General features: G+C 71.4%; 12 protein-coding genes. 4 read left to right on the plus strand and 8 right to left on the minus strand.

Annotated elements, in window-relative coordinates:
* Positions 1-266: 266 nt before the first annotated feature.
* Together ACWGIF_RS09090 and ACWGIF_RS09095 are read left to right on the plus strand one after the other, a co-directional pair.
* On the plus strand, positions 267-1,019 hold the full coding sequence (locus tag ACWGIF_RS09090; RefSeq protein ID WP_453493292.1) for a hypothetical protein: 753 nt from the start codon (positions 267-269) through the stop codon (positions 1,017-1,019).
* Positions 1,020-1,276: 257 nt separating this feature from the next.
* Complete coding sequence (locus tag ACWGIF_RS09095) at positions 1,277-2,662, plus strand: cytochrome P450 (protein ID WP_453493295.1); 1,386 nt, start codon at positions 1,277-1,279, stop codon at positions 2,660-2,662.
* Between the two features lie 50 nt (positions 2,663-2,712).
* Here ACWGIF_RS09095 and ACWGIF_RS09100 read toward each other — a convergent pair whose 3' ends face one another.
* Positions 2,713-4,173 (minus strand): MFS transporter, encoded by a 1,461-nt coding sequence (locus ACWGIF_RS09100; protein WP_453493513.1) that lies wholly within the window; start codon positions 4,171-4,173, stop codon positions 2,713-2,715.
* Between the two features lie 182 nt (positions 4,174-4,355).
* On the opposite strand from ACWGIF_RS09100, the gene ACWGIF_RS09105 reads away from it, so the two are divergent.
* Together ACWGIF_RS09105 and ACWGIF_RS09110 are read left to right on the plus strand one after the other, a co-directional pair.
* A complete protein-coding gene (locus ACWGIF_RS09105; RefSeq protein ID WP_453493298.1) occupies positions 4,356-6,578 on the plus strand; it encodes a prolyl oligopeptidase family serine peptidase in 2,223 nt (740 codons plus the stop codon).
* Between the two features lie 194 nt (positions 6,579-6,772).
* Entirely contained in the window at positions 6,773-7,243 is a 471-nt protein-coding gene (locus tag ACWGIF_RS09110; RefSeq protein WP_453493301.1) for a hypothetical protein, read from the plus strand.
* Between the two features lie 107 nt (positions 7,244-7,350).
* On the opposite strand, the gene ACWGIF_RS09115 is transcribed toward ACWGIF_RS09110, so the two are convergent.
* The 7 genes from ACWGIF_RS09115 to ACWGIF_RS09145 all read right to left on the minus strand — a co-directional run bounded on the left by ACWGIF_RS09115 (position 7,351) and on the right by ACWGIF_RS09145 (position 14,504).
* A complete protein-coding gene (locus ACWGIF_RS09115) occupies positions 7,351-8,331 on the minus strand; it encodes an ABC transporter ATP-binding protein (RefSeq protein ID WP_453493304.1) in 981 nt (326 codons plus the stop codon).
* The gene (locus ACWGIF_RS09120; RefSeq protein ID WP_453493307.1) at positions 8,328-9,332 is read right to left on the minus strand and encodes an ABC transporter ATP-binding protein; all 1,005 of its coding nucleotides are present in this window, start codon (positions 9,330-9,332) and stop codon (positions 8,328-8,330) included. The genes ACWGIF_RS09115 and ACWGIF_RS09120 overlap by 4 nt, the downstream gene beginning before the upstream one ends.
* Positions 9,332-10,318 (minus strand): ABC transporter permease, encoded by a 987-nt coding sequence (locus ACWGIF_RS09125; protein WP_453493310.1) that lies wholly within the window; start codon positions 10,316-10,318, stop codon positions 9,332-9,334. Before ACWGIF_RS09125 ends, ACWGIF_RS09120 begins: the two co-directional genes overlap by 1 nt.
* The gene (locus tag ACWGIF_RS09130; protein ID WP_453493313.1) at positions 10,315-11,382 is read right to left on the minus strand and encodes an ABC transporter permease; all 1,068 of its coding nucleotides are present in this window, start codon (positions 11,380-11,382) and stop codon (positions 10,315-10,317) included. The genes ACWGIF_RS09125 and ACWGIF_RS09130 overlap by 4 nt, the downstream gene beginning before the upstream one ends.
* Before the next feature lie 23 nt (positions 11,383-11,405).
* The gene (locus ACWGIF_RS09135; RefSeq protein WP_453493316.1) at positions 11,406-13,148 is read right to left on the minus strand and encodes an ABC transporter substrate-binding protein; all 1,743 of its coding nucleotides are present in this window, start codon (positions 13,146-13,148) and stop codon (positions 11,406-11,408) included.
* Positions 13,149-13,312: 164 nt separating this feature from the next.
* The gene (locus tag ACWGIF_RS09140; RefSeq protein ID WP_453493319.1) at positions 13,313-13,741 is read right to left on the minus strand and encodes a ribosomal maturation YjgA family protein; all 429 of its coding nucleotides are present in this window, start codon (positions 13,739-13,741) and stop codon (positions 13,313-13,315) included.
* Positions 13,742-13,793: 52 nt separating this feature from the next.
* Positions 13,794-14,504 (minus strand): GntR family transcriptional regulator, encoded by a 711-nt coding sequence (locus ACWGIF_RS09145; protein ID WP_453493322.1) that lies wholly within the window; start codon positions 14,502-14,504, stop codon positions 13,794-13,796.
* Positions 14,505-14,553: the final 49 nt, after the last annotated feature.

Here is a 14,553-nt window from a genome sequence, read left to right on the forward strand (position 1 = left end):
CACAACATTCGGGTGCGGTGGGGGGGTCCGCCCACCGCACCTCGGGATGACGGCAGCGGGTGACGGCAACGGCTCCTGTCCCCTCCGGTGCCTGCGCAGGGCGGCATCGGCGTTTCGTCTCGCTTTCTGCACTTCCCCGTAGAATCTTCAACTTTTTATGTATTCTCGCCACGCTAGCCCCGAGGGAAAATCTGCCTCCCCGTCATCGGCCGTGCTCCGCACAACCCTGGAGAGCCGTGTACTCGCCGTCTCACCCCTATCCGCCCATGCCCGCCGGCCGACGCTGGTGGCAGCACCCCGCGCTGATCATCTCCGCGTTGGTGGTCCTGCCGCCCGCCGGAATCGCGCTGGCCTGGACGAGCGGCTGGAGCAAGGGGAAGAAGGTGGTCGCCACAGTGCTGGCCGGCCTGTGGTTCTTCGCCCCTTTCATGGGCGACCCGCCGAAGAAGTCCGAGGCGGACGCCAAGCCTAAGACCGCGGTCGCCCAGACCTCCAGCGCTGCGCCGACGCCGACCGCCTCCGCCACGCCGTCCGCGAGCCCGACGCCGGCCGCCACGCCGACCGACCCGCTGATGCCTGCGGTAATCGGCAAGCCGTTCTCCGAGGCCGAGAAGGCGGTGGAGGACCTGATCGAACGCGAGTTGAGGGCCCTCAGCGCCTACAACGACGTCGAGCTTCCGGGCAGCTACGCGGACTGGGTCGTCTGCTTTCAGGGTCCGGCCGCAGGCACGAAGATCGTTGCGCAGTACGCAGACCCCAGTGTGCACTTGGTCGCACCGGGCACAGCCTGCCCGGCCACGACCTCGACCGACCTTCACGCGAAGCCTGAGCCTACGCAAGACGGCAATGACGACGACAGCTCCACTTCCTCCTCGGGTGGTTCCAGTACGGGTGGCGGAGGCGGCGGCACAGTCACTCCGGGCGCCTACTGCTCGACGCCCGGAGCCACCGGCACCGGCAAGACGAACGGCAAGCTCTACACCTGCAAGGGCCCGAGCCCGAACCGCTGGCGCCGCTGACCGGGAGCAGCCCGCTCCTATCGTCGTCGGCACCCTACGCTGCACGAAGCCCCTGTCCTCCGACCGATCGGAGAACGGGGGCTTCCGCCTTGCAAGCAGCCGCGGTCAGCGGGTGGCGGAAGCACTCTGTGGTGACCGGGCGGCTCCATAAGGACAGTGATCCTGCGTCGCTATTCGGCCTGTTGGGGCGTCGGTCTCGCCACGGGTGGCGGCGGACCGGCAGAATCAGGCCTTCGGTACGGGACGAGGGGGCGGCCATGGCAGTCGGGACGAACACAGGGGTCGATGCGGGTACGGAGGTTCCCGGTCTTGCCGGGGTGCCGCTGCTCGGGTCGCTCTTCGACCTCAAGTCGGACTCCCTCGGCACCTATCTGCGGGCCCGGCAGCAGCACGGTGACGTCGTGCGGATCACGGCCGGCCCGCCCGGATTGCGCGCCGAGTTGTACTGCGTCTTCTCCCCGGAGGGCGCGCAGCAGGTTCTCGCGTCCGAGGCGGCCAATTTCCGCAAGGAGAACCCCTTCTACCAGGAGATCCGGGAGTCCTTCGGCAACGGGCTGCTGACCAGCCAGGACGAGGACTACCTGCGTCAGCGCCGACTGGTCCAGCCGCTGTTCACCCGGCGCCGGGTGGACGGCTACGCCGGGGCGGTGGCCGCCGAGACCGAATCGGTCATCGCCGCCTGGGGAGAGGCCCTGGACGGCGTCGTCGACGTCTCCGACGAGATGATGCACCTCGCCCTGCGCGCCGTCGCCCGGATCCTCTTCGGCACCGACGTCGAGGCCACCGCCGATGTCGTGGCCCGGTGTTTTCCGGTCATCACCGACTACGTGCTGCGCCGCGGCTACTCCCCCGCCAACATCCCGCGCCACTGGCCCACGCCGGGCAACAGGCGGGCGGCCGCCGCGATGGACGAGCTCTACGGGGTGTGCGACAGGATCATCGCGGAGCGGCGCCGGGCCGGCGCCGACACCCCCGGCGAGGACCTGCTGACGCTGCTCGCGGCCGCCAAGAGCTCGGACGACGGGGAGTTCGACGCGGCCGAGCTGCGCGACCAGATCCTGATCTTCCTGCTGGCCGGGCACGAGACGACCGCCACCTCCCTCTGCTTCGCCCTGCACCTGCTGGCCCGCCATCCCGAGCAGCAGAGCCGGGCCCGCGAGGAGATCTCCCGCGTCCTGGGCGACCGTACGCCCGAGGCCGCCGACCTGGACCGGCTCCCGTACCTCACCCAGGTCCTCAAGGAGGCCATGCGGCTCTACCCGGCCGCGCCGGTCATCGGCCGCAAGGCCGTCGCCGCCACCCGGATCGGGGAGCACGCCATCCCCGCGGGCGCCGACGTGATACTGGCGCCGTGGGTGACGCACCGCCACCCGGCGCACTGGCCGGACCCGGACCGCTTCGACCCCGAGCGCTTCACCCCGGAGGCGGAGGCGGCGCGGCCGCGCTACGCGTGGTTCCCCTTCGGCGGCGGCCCGCGTGCCTGCATCGGGCAGCACTTCTCGATGCTGGAGTCGGTGATCGCGCTGGCGATGATCCTGCGGGCCTATGAGTTCGAGGCCGTGGACACCGAGATCCCGGTCGGCGCCGGGATCACCCTGCGGACGGACGGCCCGGCGCGCTGCCGGGTCAGCCGCCTGGCCTGATCGGCAGGACACCCGCCGGGGACTCCGACGCCACGACCTGACGACACGAACTAGGTACGGTCGCGGTCGGCCGTCGGCGTGTGGTTGCCCTGGAGGCGTTCGAGGTCCGAGGGGCGGACCTGGATGGCGAACAGGGCGATCACCGCTCCGACCAGGGTGAACAGGGAGGCCACGACGAAGGCCGCGCTGATGCCCGAGGTGAGCACCTGGTCGCTCCACGGCTTCGGGAACTGGCCGGTGCGCGCGAGGAAGGCCTTCTGTTCGGGGGTGGCCGTGCCCAGGAAGCCGGCGAGCTGGTCCTTGGCCTCGTTGCGGCTCGCCGTGCCGTAGACGGTCACCAGGATCGACAGGCCGAGCGACCCTCCGACCTGCTGGGTGGTGTTCAGCAGACCGGACGCGGCGCCCGACTCCCGGTCGGCGACGTTGGACAGGGCCATCAGGGTCAGCGAGACGAACTGCAGGCCCATGCCGAGGGCGAAGAGCAGCATCGGGCCCAGGATGCTGCCCAGGTACGTCGAGTGGATGTCGGTCTGCGTCAGCCAGCCGAGGCCCGCGGCCGAGGACAGCGCGCCGATGACCATGAACGGCTTGGGCCCGTACTTCGGCAGCAGTTGCGAGGTGATGCCGGCGCCGATCGCGATCACGACGCTGACCGGCAGGAAGGCGAGGCCGGCCTGGATCGGGCTGAAGCCCAGCACGATCTGCACGAAGAGGGTCAGGAAGAAGAACATGCCGAAGATCGCGCAGGCGAGCATGAGCATGATCCCGTAGGTCCCGGCCCGGTTGCGGTCGGCGAACATGTGCAGCGGGGTGATCGGTTGGGGCGAGTGCCGTTCGTTGAGGATGAACAGCGTCAGCAGGACCACGGCGGCGCCGAAGGAGCCGAGTGTCACCGGGTCGCGCCAGCCTTCCTGGGAGGCGCGGATGAAGCCGTAGACGAGCGCGACCATGCCCACGGTGGACAGCAGCGCGCCCGCGAAGTCGAAGTGCCCGGGATGGCGTTCGGACTCGCGGATGACCTTCGAGGCGAGCAGTGCGATCACGATGGCGATGGGGACGTTGACGAAGAGCACCCAGCGCCAGTTGAGCCATTCGACGAGCACGCCGCCCGCGAGGAGGCCGATCGCGCCGCCGGCGGCCGAGACGCCGGCGAACACGCCGAACGCCCGGTTGCGGGCGGGGCCTTCGCGGAAAGTGGTGGTGATCAGTGCGAGGGAGGTCGGTGAGGCGATGGCTCCGCCGACGCCCTGGAGGGCGCGGGCGGCCATCAACTGGCCCTCGTTCTGGGCGAAGCCGCCGAGGAGCGAGGCCAGACCGAAGAGCAGGACACCGAAGATGAAGACGCGTTTGCGGCCGAGGATGTCGCCGGTGCGCCCGCCGAGGAGCAACAGACCGCCGAAGGCGAGGGTATAGGCGTTGACGACCCAGGACAGGCTTTCGGTGGAGAAGTCGAGGGCGGTCTGGATGTGCGGCAGCGCGATGTTCACGATCGTGATGTCGAGCACCACCATCAGCTGGCAGGAGGCGATGACGAACAGGGCGAGTCCGTTTCCGCTTCCTCGGACCTTGCCGTCGGTCCCGTGGCTGCTCGGCGATGCGTTCGGGTCCACCTTTTCGACGCTAAGCCCGCGCCCCGGGGGCCACCACTCGAACAGCCTAGTGTAGGTGACATTTCACATGTCACACTACGATCATGGATGACTTCCTCAGGCTCTCCGCGGACACGGCCCGCTTCACCTACGGCGCCCCGCGCGCGTTCACTTTCGGGGACGACGGCCGGCTCCTCTGGTTCCTCCGCTCGACCGGCCCCACCGACCCCTTCGACAGCCTCTGGGTGCTCGACACCGCCACCGGAGCCGAGACCCGGCTTGCCGATCCCCGCGAGCTGTGCCCCGAGCCGGGCCCCCTCCCCGAGGCCGAGCGACGGCTGCGCGAGCGGATCCGGCTCGTCGCCTCCGGCATCGGCTCGTACGCCCTCTCCGGCGACGGCCTGCGTGCCGTCTTCGCGCTGTACGGGCGGCTCTTCGAGGTCGCGGCCGACGGCGGAGCGCCCAAGGAGATCCCGGCCGCCGGACCCGCGCTGGACCCGCGGCCGAACGCCGACGGCTCGCGCACCGCGTACGTCACCGACGACGTCCTGTACGTCGCGCCGGGCGGCCGGGTCAGCCCCGACGACGGGGCCCGCTGGGGCGTCGCCGAATTCGCCGCCGCCGAGGAACTGGACCGCGCCCGGGGCCACTGGTGGTCCCCGGACGGAGTCACCCTGCTGGCCGCCCGTGTCGACGAATCCGCCCTCCAGCGGCGGTACTTCACCGACCCGGCGCACCCCGAGCTCCCGGCCGAGGACTTCGCCTACCCCGAGGCGGGCGGACCCAACGCCGACGTCCAGCTCTGGGTCCTCGGCGAAGGCGAGGGCAGGGTCGGGGACCCGGGCGAGGGCAGGGTCGGGGACCCGGGCGAGGGCAGGGTCGGGGACCCGGGCGAGGGCAGGGTCGGGGACCCGGGCGAGGGCAGGGTCGGGGGCCCGGGCGAGGGCGGGGTCGGGGGACCAGGCGTGGGCAACGGCGAGGGCGGGGCAGGGACCCGGATTCGGCTCGACTGGGACGCCGAGGCCTACCCCTACGTCTCCGACGCCGGCTGGGAGTCGGCCGAGGAGATCCTGCTGACCGTCCAGGACCGCCTCCAGCAGACCGTGCTGCTGCTCTCCGCCGACCCGGCCACCGGCCGCACCCGGGAGCTGTCCCGCACCACGCACCCGCAGTGGGTGGACCCGCTGGTCCCCGGCACCCCGGCCCGCCTCGCCGACGGGCGGATGCTGACCGCCGCCGACACCCCCGGCGGCGCCGCCCGCGCGCTGGCGGTGGACGGCGAGCTGCTCACCGGCGACGGCCTCCAGGTCCGCCGCGTGGCCGGGGTCCACCAGGACCGGCTGCTGATCGAGGCCGCCCTGCGCGACCCCTCCGAGCAGCAGGTCCTGCTGCTGGACCCGGCCACCGGAGAACTGACCCCGGTCGCCTACGGCCCCGGGGTGCACACCGCGTCCGCCTCGGCCGGGACCCTGCTGCTGACCACCGCCGACGCCGACGGCGTACGGCGCCTGGTACGCACCGCCGACGGGCGGGAGTGGATCCCCGCCGACCTGTCGGAGCCGATGCCCTACCGGGTGGTCCCGATCCTGGAGCGGGTCACCGAGCACGGCATCCCCACGGCCCTCGTCCTGCCCCGCGACCACGTCCCCGGCCGGCGGCTGCCCGTGCTCATGGACAGCTACGGCGGCCCCTGCGCGCAGGACGTCAGCGCCGAACCGCGTCGCTGGCAGGCCCGCCAGTGGTGGGCCGACCAGGGCTTCGCCGTGGTGACCGTCGACAACCGCGGAACCGCGTACGTCTCCCCCTCCCACACGCACGCCATGTACCGCGGCTTCTCCGACGTCACCCTCGACGACCAGGTCGCGGCGCTCCACGCGCTCGCCGCCCGCCACGGCGACCTCGACCTCGGCCGGGTCGGCGTGCGCGGCTGGTCCTACGGCGGGTACCTCTCGGCCATGGCGGTGCTGCGCCGACCCGACGTCTTCCACGCGGCGGCGGCCGGGGCCGCGCCGACCGACTTCCGGCACTACGACACGGCGTACACCGAGCGGTACCTGGGACTCCCCCAGGACCATCCCGAGGTCTACGAGCGGGACTCCCTCATCGCGGACGCCCCCCACCTGACCCGGCCGCTGCTGCTGATCACGGGCCTGGCCGACGACAACGTCCACCCGTCGCACACCCTGCGCCTGTCACAGGCCCTGACCGACGCGGGCCGCCCGCACCAGCTGCTGGCCCTGCCGGGCATTACCCACATGCTCCCGGGAGGGAACCGGGAGAAGCTGATGGCGCTGGAGCTGGAGTTCTTCCGCCGCGAACTGGCCTGAGTTCGGGGCCGCTTCCCAGGCCGCGCCGCGGGCCGAGTACACCTGAGTACGGCTCGATACGGCGACGGCTCCGTACGGCTCCGTACGGACGCACGCGGCCCGCAGGGAAGGGCCCCGGAGACGACCTCGTCTCCGGGGCCCTCGCCGGCGGAACGGAAGAGGAGCGGCTGCCGTGTGAACGGCACAATGGTGGCGTGGGCGCCCCGATCAAGATCTTCAGACTCTTCAGCTACCGGCCCTGCGGGCACGACCTGCTGGTGCGTGTGGTCCGGCCCGCTGCCCCGAACGCCGATCAAGGGGCGCTGGACGCCTCCGACGACGTCGCCGACTCTGCGACGGAACAGCTTCGCACCTGGTGGGAGCAGTGGCACCTGCGGCCCGCATGCCCACACCGCCACACGGCCGCCCTGGTCGGTGAGCTGCAGGAGGAACCGGTCGGGGAAGACCTCTTCGGCTCGGGTCCCCGCCGGCTCGGGGTATGGGTGGCGAGCACGAAGTACGGCGCCCCGTGGGTGGTCCTCGGAACCGCACCGACCGAAGAGCAGTTCTGGCATCAGGTCCGAGCCGACTCCGGCCTCCACGGCCTCGGCCCCCTGGCGCCCGCCGAACTGCGCCACGTCTCCTTCCTCACGGACGAGGACGTCCCGTCGAGCCGGCGGTCTTGACGGAAAGCCGGTTCAGCCGTCTGCCGGGCCGAGCAGGCCGAGGGAGAGCGGAGGGCCCCGGAGACGCCGTTGTCTCCGGGGCCCTTCCTCTTTCCCCAGGACCCCCGTCAGTCACCGGGGAAGTGACAGGCCACCTCGCGGGAGGCGGCGGGCCGCAGGAGTGGCCGGTCGGTGCGGCAGATCTCCTGCGCCTTGGGGCAGCGCGGGTGGAAGGTGCAGCCCGGGGGTGGAGCGGCCGGGCTCGGCGGGTCGCCGAGCAGCACGATCCGCTCCCGCCGCCGCTCCGCCGCCGGGTCGGGCAGCGGCACGGCGGACAACAGCGCCCGGGTGTACGGGTGCTGCGGGTTCTCGTAGAGGGACTTCTTGTCCCCGATCTCGACGATCCGGCCGAGGTACATGACGGCGACCCGGTCGCTGACCCGTTTGACCACCGACAGGTCGTGCGCGATGAACACGTAGGCCAGGCCGAGTTCCGCCCGCAGCCGCTCCATCAGGTTGACGATCTGGGCCTGTACGGAGACGTCGAGTGCGGAGACCGGTTCGTCGGCGACGATCAGCCGGGGGCCGGTGGACAGCGAGCGGGCGATGCCGATGCGCTGGGCCTGACCTCCGGAGAACTCGTGCGGGTAGCGGTCGATGTGTTCGGGGATCAGCCCGACGAGCTCCATCAGCTCGGAGGCCCGCCGACGGGCGTCACCCGCGCTCCAGCCCTGCACCAGCAGCGGGTCGGAGATGATCCGGGCCACGGTCTGGCGGGGGTTGAGGGAGGAGTGCGGGTCCTGGAAGACCATCTGGATGTTCTTGCGCAACGGGCGCATGGCGCCCTGGGACAGTCGGCTGATGTCCTTGCCCTCGAAGGCGACCCGGCCCGAGGTGGGCTCCAGCAGCCGCACCAGCATCCGTCCGGTGGTGGACTTTCCGCAGCCCGACTCCCCGACCAGGCCGAGGGTCTGCCCGGGCGCCAGGTCGAAGGAGACCCCGTCGACGGCGCGCACGGGCGCCCCCCGGCGCCCGGTCACGGATCGTTTTCCGGGGAAGGTCATGGTCAGATCCTGTACCGACAGCAGCGGAGTGGCGGTCTCGGTCATCGGGCCGCCTCCTCGGCGGTACGGGCCGGTGCCCCGGCGAAGTGGCAGGCCACCGTCCGCGCCGGTCCGTCCCCGTACGCCTCCGGCTCCGGCCGTACGTCGGTGCAGCGCGCGGCGGCCCCGGGGCAGCGCGGGGCGAAGGCGCAGCCGGGGGCCGGTGCGAGCAGGGACGGCGGGGAGCCGGGGATGAAGGGCAGCGGCTGGTCGTCGGCGGTGTCGAGGCGGGGCAGCGAGTCGAGCAGGCCCCGCGTGTAGGGGTGGGCGGGGTCGGCGAACAGTTCGTCGGCGGGGGCCTGTTCGGCGGCCCGTCCGCCGTACATGACCAGCACCTCGTGGGCGACGCGGGCGACGACCCCCAGGTCGTGGGTGATCATCACGACGCCGAGTCCGCGCTCCTCCTGGAGCCGGGCGATCAGTTCCAGGATCTGCGCCTGCACGGTGACGTCCAGTGCAGTGGTCGGCTCGTCGGCGATCAGCAGGTCGGGCTCGCAGGCCAGAGCCATGGCGATCATCGCGCGCTGGCGCATGCCCCCGGAGAACTGGTGCGGGTACTCCCCCGCGCGGCGGGCCGGTTCCGGGATGCCGACCTCGCCGAGCATGTCGACGGCCCGTTTGCGGGCGGCGGCCCGCCCGGCCTTGAAGTGCACCCGGAAGTGCTCGGCGATCTGCTCGCCGACCGTGTAGTAGGGGTGCAGGCTGGAGAGCGGGTCCTGGAAGATCATGGCCATCCGGCGGCCGCGGAGCCGGGAGAGCTCCCGCTCGGACAGGGTGGTCAGTTCCTGTCCGGCGAGGGCGACGGAGCCGCTGACCTCGACGGCGCCCCGGTGCAGGCCCATGACGGCGAGCGACGTGACCGACTTGCCGGAGCCGGACTCTCCGACGATGCCGAGGGTGCGTCCGGCCTCGACGGAGAAGCCGATGGAGTCGACGGCTCGTACGGTGCCCCGCCCGGTGGTGAACGTAACGCGCAGATCGCGCACTTCGAGCAGCGGAGGGGTCATCAGTACCTCACTCTCGGGTCGATGACGGCGTACAGGAGGTCGACGAGGAGGTTGGCCATGACGATGAAGAAGGCGGCCAGCAGGGTCACTCCGAGGACCACGGGCTGGTCGGAGGTGACCAGGGCGCCGTAGAACAGCCGTCCGACGCCCGGGAGTCCGAAGATGGACTCGGTGATGACGGCCCCGGCGAGCAGGCCGCCGAGGTCCATGCCGAAGATGGTGACGATGGGGGTCATCCCGGAGCGCAGCCCGTGTTTGACGACGACCGTCCGCTCGGGCATGCCCTTGGCGCGGGCGGTGCGGATGTACGGTTCGGCCATCGCCTCGATCATCGAACCGCGGCTCTGGCGTGCGTACATGGCGGCGTACAGCAGCGCGAGCGCGGTCCAGGGCAGGAGCAGGTTCGAGGCCCAGCCGAACGGATTGTCGGTGAAGGCCTGATAGGTGGGGTACGGCAGCAGGCCGGCGACGCGTATGACCCCGTAGATGAGCATCACCGAGGTGAAGTACACGGGCAGCGAGGCGGCGGCGACCGCCCCGACCATCAGGGCCTTGTCGGTGGCGGTGTCCTTGCGCAGGGCGGCGGTCACCCCGGCGCCCAGACCCAGGACCAGCCACAGCACGGCGGCGCCGAGGGCGAGGGAGGCGGAGACCGGGAGCCGGTCCATCAGCAGGTCCCATACGGGCAGGGAGTTCTCGTACGAGTAGCCCAGGCACGGGAAGTCGCAGACGACGGCGTACTGGCCGGTGCCGAGGGTGCGGCCGGTGAAGATGCCGGTGAGGAAATCGGCGAACTGCCGCCACAGGGGCTGGTCGAGGCCCAGGTGGGCCCGTACGTCGGCCAGGCGTTCGGCGCTGCAGGTCTTGCCGCAGGCGGCCGCGGCCGGGTCGGAGGGCACGACGTAGAAGATGAGGAAGGTGACGGCGGCGATGGCGAGGAGCACTCCGGCGAGGGCCAGCAGCCGGCGGGCGAGGTAGACGATCACGTGCGGCCGCCCCTCGGGTCGAGGATGTCGCGCAGCGCGTCGCCGAGCAGGGTGAAGGCGAGCACGGCGAGGAAGAGGAAGACGCTGGGGATGACGAAGTACATGGGGTCGGTCTCGTAGTAGGCGACGGACTCGGCGATCATCTGGCCCCAGGAGGGCGTGGGCGGGCGGACTCCGACGCCGAGGTAGCTGAGGGCGGCCTCGGTGCTGATCATCCCGGGGATGAGCAGGGTGGTGTAGGCGATGACCGGGCCCGAGACGCCCGGGAGGATGTCGCGGGTCAGGATCCGCCAGGGGCCGGAACCGCCCACGCGGGCGGCGTCGACGTACTCGCGGTGCTTGAGGGAGAGGGCCTGGCCGCGGACCACGCGGGCGACGCCGGGCCAGCCGAACACTCCGATGACGGTGGTCATCAGGACGATCCGGTTGACGTCCTTGGCCACGGACAGCATCGCGATCATGAAGATCAGAGACGGGAAGGACATGGTCAGGTCCATCAGCCGGGACAGGACCGCGTCGGTGCGGCCGCCGAAGTAGCCGGCGGCGATCCCGGCCGCGGTGCCGGCGAGGACCACGATGGCGGTGGCGGCGAAGGCGATCAGGAGGGAGACCTGCGCGCCGTGGACCACGCGGGCGAACAGGTCGCGGCCGGTGACGGGTTCGACGCCGAGCCAGTGCTCGGCGCTGATCCCGCCGAGGGAGCCGAGCGGCTGGCCCCCGAGGTAGGGGTCGATGGCGGACTTGTCGAACTCGTGCGGCGACCAGCCGCCGAGCGCGCCCAGCCAGGGGGCGGTCACGGCCATGAGGACGAAGAGTAGGACGACGCAGAGGCTGACGCGGACGGCAGGGCGGCGGCGGAGTTCCCGCCGGGCGAGCTGCCAGGGGCTGCTGCCGGGCGCTGCCGCGGGCCGGACTGCGGCGGCTTCAGGGGCTTCAGCGGCTTCAGGGGACGAGGCGGGGCCAGGGGCCGGTGCGCCCCCAGTGGCCCGTGCGGCACCAGGGGCCGGGGTGCCGTCGGGGCCGACGGGTGCCCGGTCGTCCGGGACCGGTGCGGTGGTGGTCATGGGGTCGCAGGCCTCCGGCTTCCTCAGCCCTGGCTCTTCGAGGGGTCCTTGAGGCCGACGGTCCCGTAGTCGACGGTGCCGGTCCACACGGGGTGGCCGAAGGCGCCCGCGATGTTGGTGCCGATGAGGAGGGGCTTGCGCTCCAGCAGGATCGGGACGTTCGGGGACTTGGCCATCAGGGCCGCGTCGAGGTCGATCCACGCCTGGTTGGCCTCCTTGGCGTCGGCCATGGCGTTGATCTCGTCGATCCGCTTCATGGTCGCCTCGTCGCGGAACTGGCTGTAGTTGCCCTGGTTGCCCTTGTCCTTGATGGTGCGTCCGTCGAAGACGAAGGGGATCCACGTGGAGCCGGAGGGGTAGTCGGGGCACCAGCCGGTGAGCGTCATGTCGGGGGTGGTGGACAGGTCGCCGATGACGTCGTAGTAGGCGCCCGGGTCGACGGTGTCGACGACGACCTCGATGCCGGCGCGGGACAGGCCCTGCTGGATGGCCTCGGCCTTGCCCTTGTCGCCGGTGGAGACGGAGAGGGAGACCTTCAGGCTCTCCTTGCCGGCGGCCTTGAGGAGTTCCTTGGCCTTGGCCGGGTCGCCGGACGGGGCGATCTTCAGGATGTCGGCCTGCTTGCCGCCCGAGAGGGCGGGGGGCAGGTAGGCGGTGGCGACCTCGTTGAGGGCCGGGCCGCCTCCGGCGGTGACGACGGCCTCCTTGTCGACGGCGTACTGCATGGCCTCGCGGACCTTCGGGTCGTTGAAGGGGGCACGGGAGTTGTTCAGGTGGAGCATCTCCGTGCAGCCCTGCGATTCGGCGAGCAGCCGGGCCTTGACGTCGGGCTTGGGCAGTACCTTGGGGGCGCTCTCGGGGCGCATGTCGGAGTACTGCACGGTGGAGGCGTCGGCGCCCTCGCCGGCGATGATGCGGTCATCGATCTGGCCGCCCTTGAGGCCCATGACCACCACGAACTTGTCCGGGTAGGCCTTGCGGACGGTGTCGGTCTTGGGGTCCCAGTGTTCGTTGCGGACCAGGACCAGCTTCTTGTCGCGGTCGTACGACTCGATCTTGTAAGGGCCGGAGGAGAACGGGCGGGCGTCGTACTGGGTGCCCTTCTCCTGGGACTGCGGAACGGGGGCGAAGGTCGGCAGGGTGGCGGTTGCGGAGAACTCGGCGACCGGGCGCTTGAGTTCGAAGACGATCGTGCGGTCGTCGGGGGTCTTGACGGAGTCCAGGTGCCGGCCCTGGAGCGGTCCCTTGTAGCCCTCGGTGCCGGCCAGGTACTGCGCCGCGTAGTCGGGGCCGCCGGTGAGGTCGGGGGCGAAGGAGCGCTCGACGTTGTACTTGACGTCCTGGGCCCTCACCGGCGAGCCGTCCTCGTATTTCACGCCCTCCTTGAGGGTGAAGGTCCAGGTGCGGCCGCCGTTGGAGGGGGTGCCGAGGTCGGTGGCGAGGTCGGGGACCAGTTCGCTGCCGGCCTTGCCGGGCTCGGCCTTGAAGGTGACGAGCGTGCGGTAGAGCAGCCGGGTGCCGAAGTCCATGGTCGGCATGACCCAGTTGCGGGCGGGGTCCAGGTGGGCGAAGTCCTGATTGGACAGGACGGTGAGGGTGCCGCCCTTGACCGGGGTGCCGCCGAGGATCTTGCCGTCGTTCGCCGCGGCGGGGTTGGAGGCCCCTGCGCCCGCCGAACCCTTCTTGGTGCCGGAGCAGCCCGAGGCGCCGAGTGCGAGAGCTGCCACCAGGGCGGTGGCGAGGGCGAGTTGGGTGCGCTTGGTCATGGGTCACTCCAGTGAAGGGCCGCGCTCTAGGGTGTGACCGGTAACATAGTAATGTGAAATTGCACTGACAAGGGGTTGGCGTCGCCGTTATCCAGCCGTGTCCAAGTACCGCTCGCGCGCATGGGGTTGAGGGCTGGGCGGGCGACCGGGCCGGCGCCGCCGGGTCAGGGACCAGTCGGGTGGAGGCCGCCTCGCCGCACGGCGCTGTGGACGAGCCATCCCGCTGCCGCGCCGACGGCGTACCAGAACAGGTCGGGCGCGTTGAAGGTGGAGCCGAGCACGAGCCGGGCGAAGGTGCTGCGTGTGGAGAGCGCGGCCGGCACCGGGCTGAGCTGGAGGAACTCGACGGCCCAACTGGCGGCCAGCGCGCACGCGGCGGCCTTCGAGGGCGTCACCCTCGGGGCGACCAGCACGACGAGGGAGAGCAGCAGGACCGTGTACAACGCGTCCCCGCCGTACTTGGCGAGGCTCCCCGTCGTCACGGCCCTGAGCGCCAGCGCGGCGCCGACGGTCAGCACCGCAGCCCCGGCCGCCGCGGCACGGATCCGTACGTCGGCGGCCGCGCGGGCGGAGGTTCCAGGGGCGAAGGGCACGGCTCATCCTGCCGGACTCCGGGAGGACCGACCCGGCTTCTGGAGGGACGTACTAGACGCCCGAGCCGAGGCCCGTCTGCGGGCGGCCCACCGGCTCGTCGCGGCCCTGGGCCCAGAGGGAGCGGACGTGGCCGAGGTGACGGACCATGCAGGCCTCGGCCGCCGCGGCGTCGCCGCTGATCATCAGGTCGAGGAGCTCGATGTGCTCCTGAGCCGAGGAGACGAGCTTGCCCGCCTCGTCCAGGCCGGTCAGGCCGTACAGCCGGGAGCGCTTGCGCAGGTCGCCGACCGTCTCGACGAGCCGGTCGTTGCCCGCGAGCCCGAGCAGCGTGAGGTGGAAGCGGCGGTCCGCCTCCAGGTAGCCGATGAGGTTGTGCTCGCGGGCGCTGGTGACGATCTCCTCCGCGATGGGCCGCAGCGCCTCCAGCTGCTCGACCGTCGCGATCTTGGTGATCCGGCCGATGGTCGGCACCTCGATCATCGTCCGCAGTTCGGTGAACTGGTCCAGGTCGCGCTCGCTGACCTCGGTGATCCGGAAGCCCTTGTTGCGGACCGGCTCGACCAGCCCTTCCCGGGCGAGATCGAGCATGGCCTCGCGCACGGGTGTGGCCGAGACGCCGAGTTCCGCGGCGAGGCCCGGCGCGGAGTAGACGCTCCCGGGGCGCAGCTCACCCGCTATCAGCGCGGCTCGCAGAGCGTGGCCGACCTGGTCGCGGAGTCGTTCCTGGGCCTTGATGAGACTGTGCTGCTTCAGGTCACCCATTGCATTTCCTCCGAGACCCCCGACACCACCGACGAGCAGAGGACCAGCG

The organism is Streptomyces sp. NPDC054849 (assembly GCF_053610945.1).

Excerpts from the sequence above, each read along its gene's own strand:
- ACWGIF_RS09090 (WP_453493292.1), top strand. The coding sequence starts at position 267 with ATGCCCGCCGGCCGACGCTGGTGGCAGCACCCCGCGCTGATCATCTCC.
- ACWGIF_RS09095 (WP_453493295.1), top strand. The coding sequence starts at position 1,277 with ATGGCAGTCGGGACGAACACAGGGGTCGATGCGGGTACGGAGGTTCCC.
- ACWGIF_RS09100 (WP_453493513.1), bottom strand. The coding sequence starts at position 4,173 with ATGGTGGTGCTCGACATCACGATCGTGAACATCGCGCTGCCGCACATC.
- ACWGIF_RS09105 (WP_453493298.1), top strand. The coding sequence starts at position 4,356 with ATGGATGACTTCCTCAGGCTCTCCGCGGACACGGCCCGCTTCACCTAC.
- ACWGIF_RS09115 (WP_453493304.1), bottom strand. The coding sequence starts at position 8,331 with ATGACCGAGACCGCCACTCCGCTGCTGTCGGTACAGGATCTGACCATG.
- ACWGIF_RS09120 (WP_453493307.1), bottom strand. The coding sequence starts at position 9,332 with ATGACCCCTCCGCTGCTCGAAGTGCGCGATCTGCGCGTTACGTTCACC.
- ACWGIF_RS09130 (WP_453493313.1), bottom strand. The coding sequence starts at position 11,382 with ATGACCACCACCGCACCGGTCCCGGACGACCGGGCACCCGTCGGCCCC.
- ACWGIF_RS09135 (WP_453493316.1), bottom strand. The coding sequence starts at position 13,148 with ATGACCAAGCGCACCCAACTCGCCCTCGCCACCGCCCTGGTGGCAGCT.
- ACWGIF_RS09145 (WP_453493322.1), bottom strand. The coding sequence starts at position 14,504 with ATGGGTGACCTGAAGCAGCACAGTCTCATCAAGGCCCAGGAACGACTC.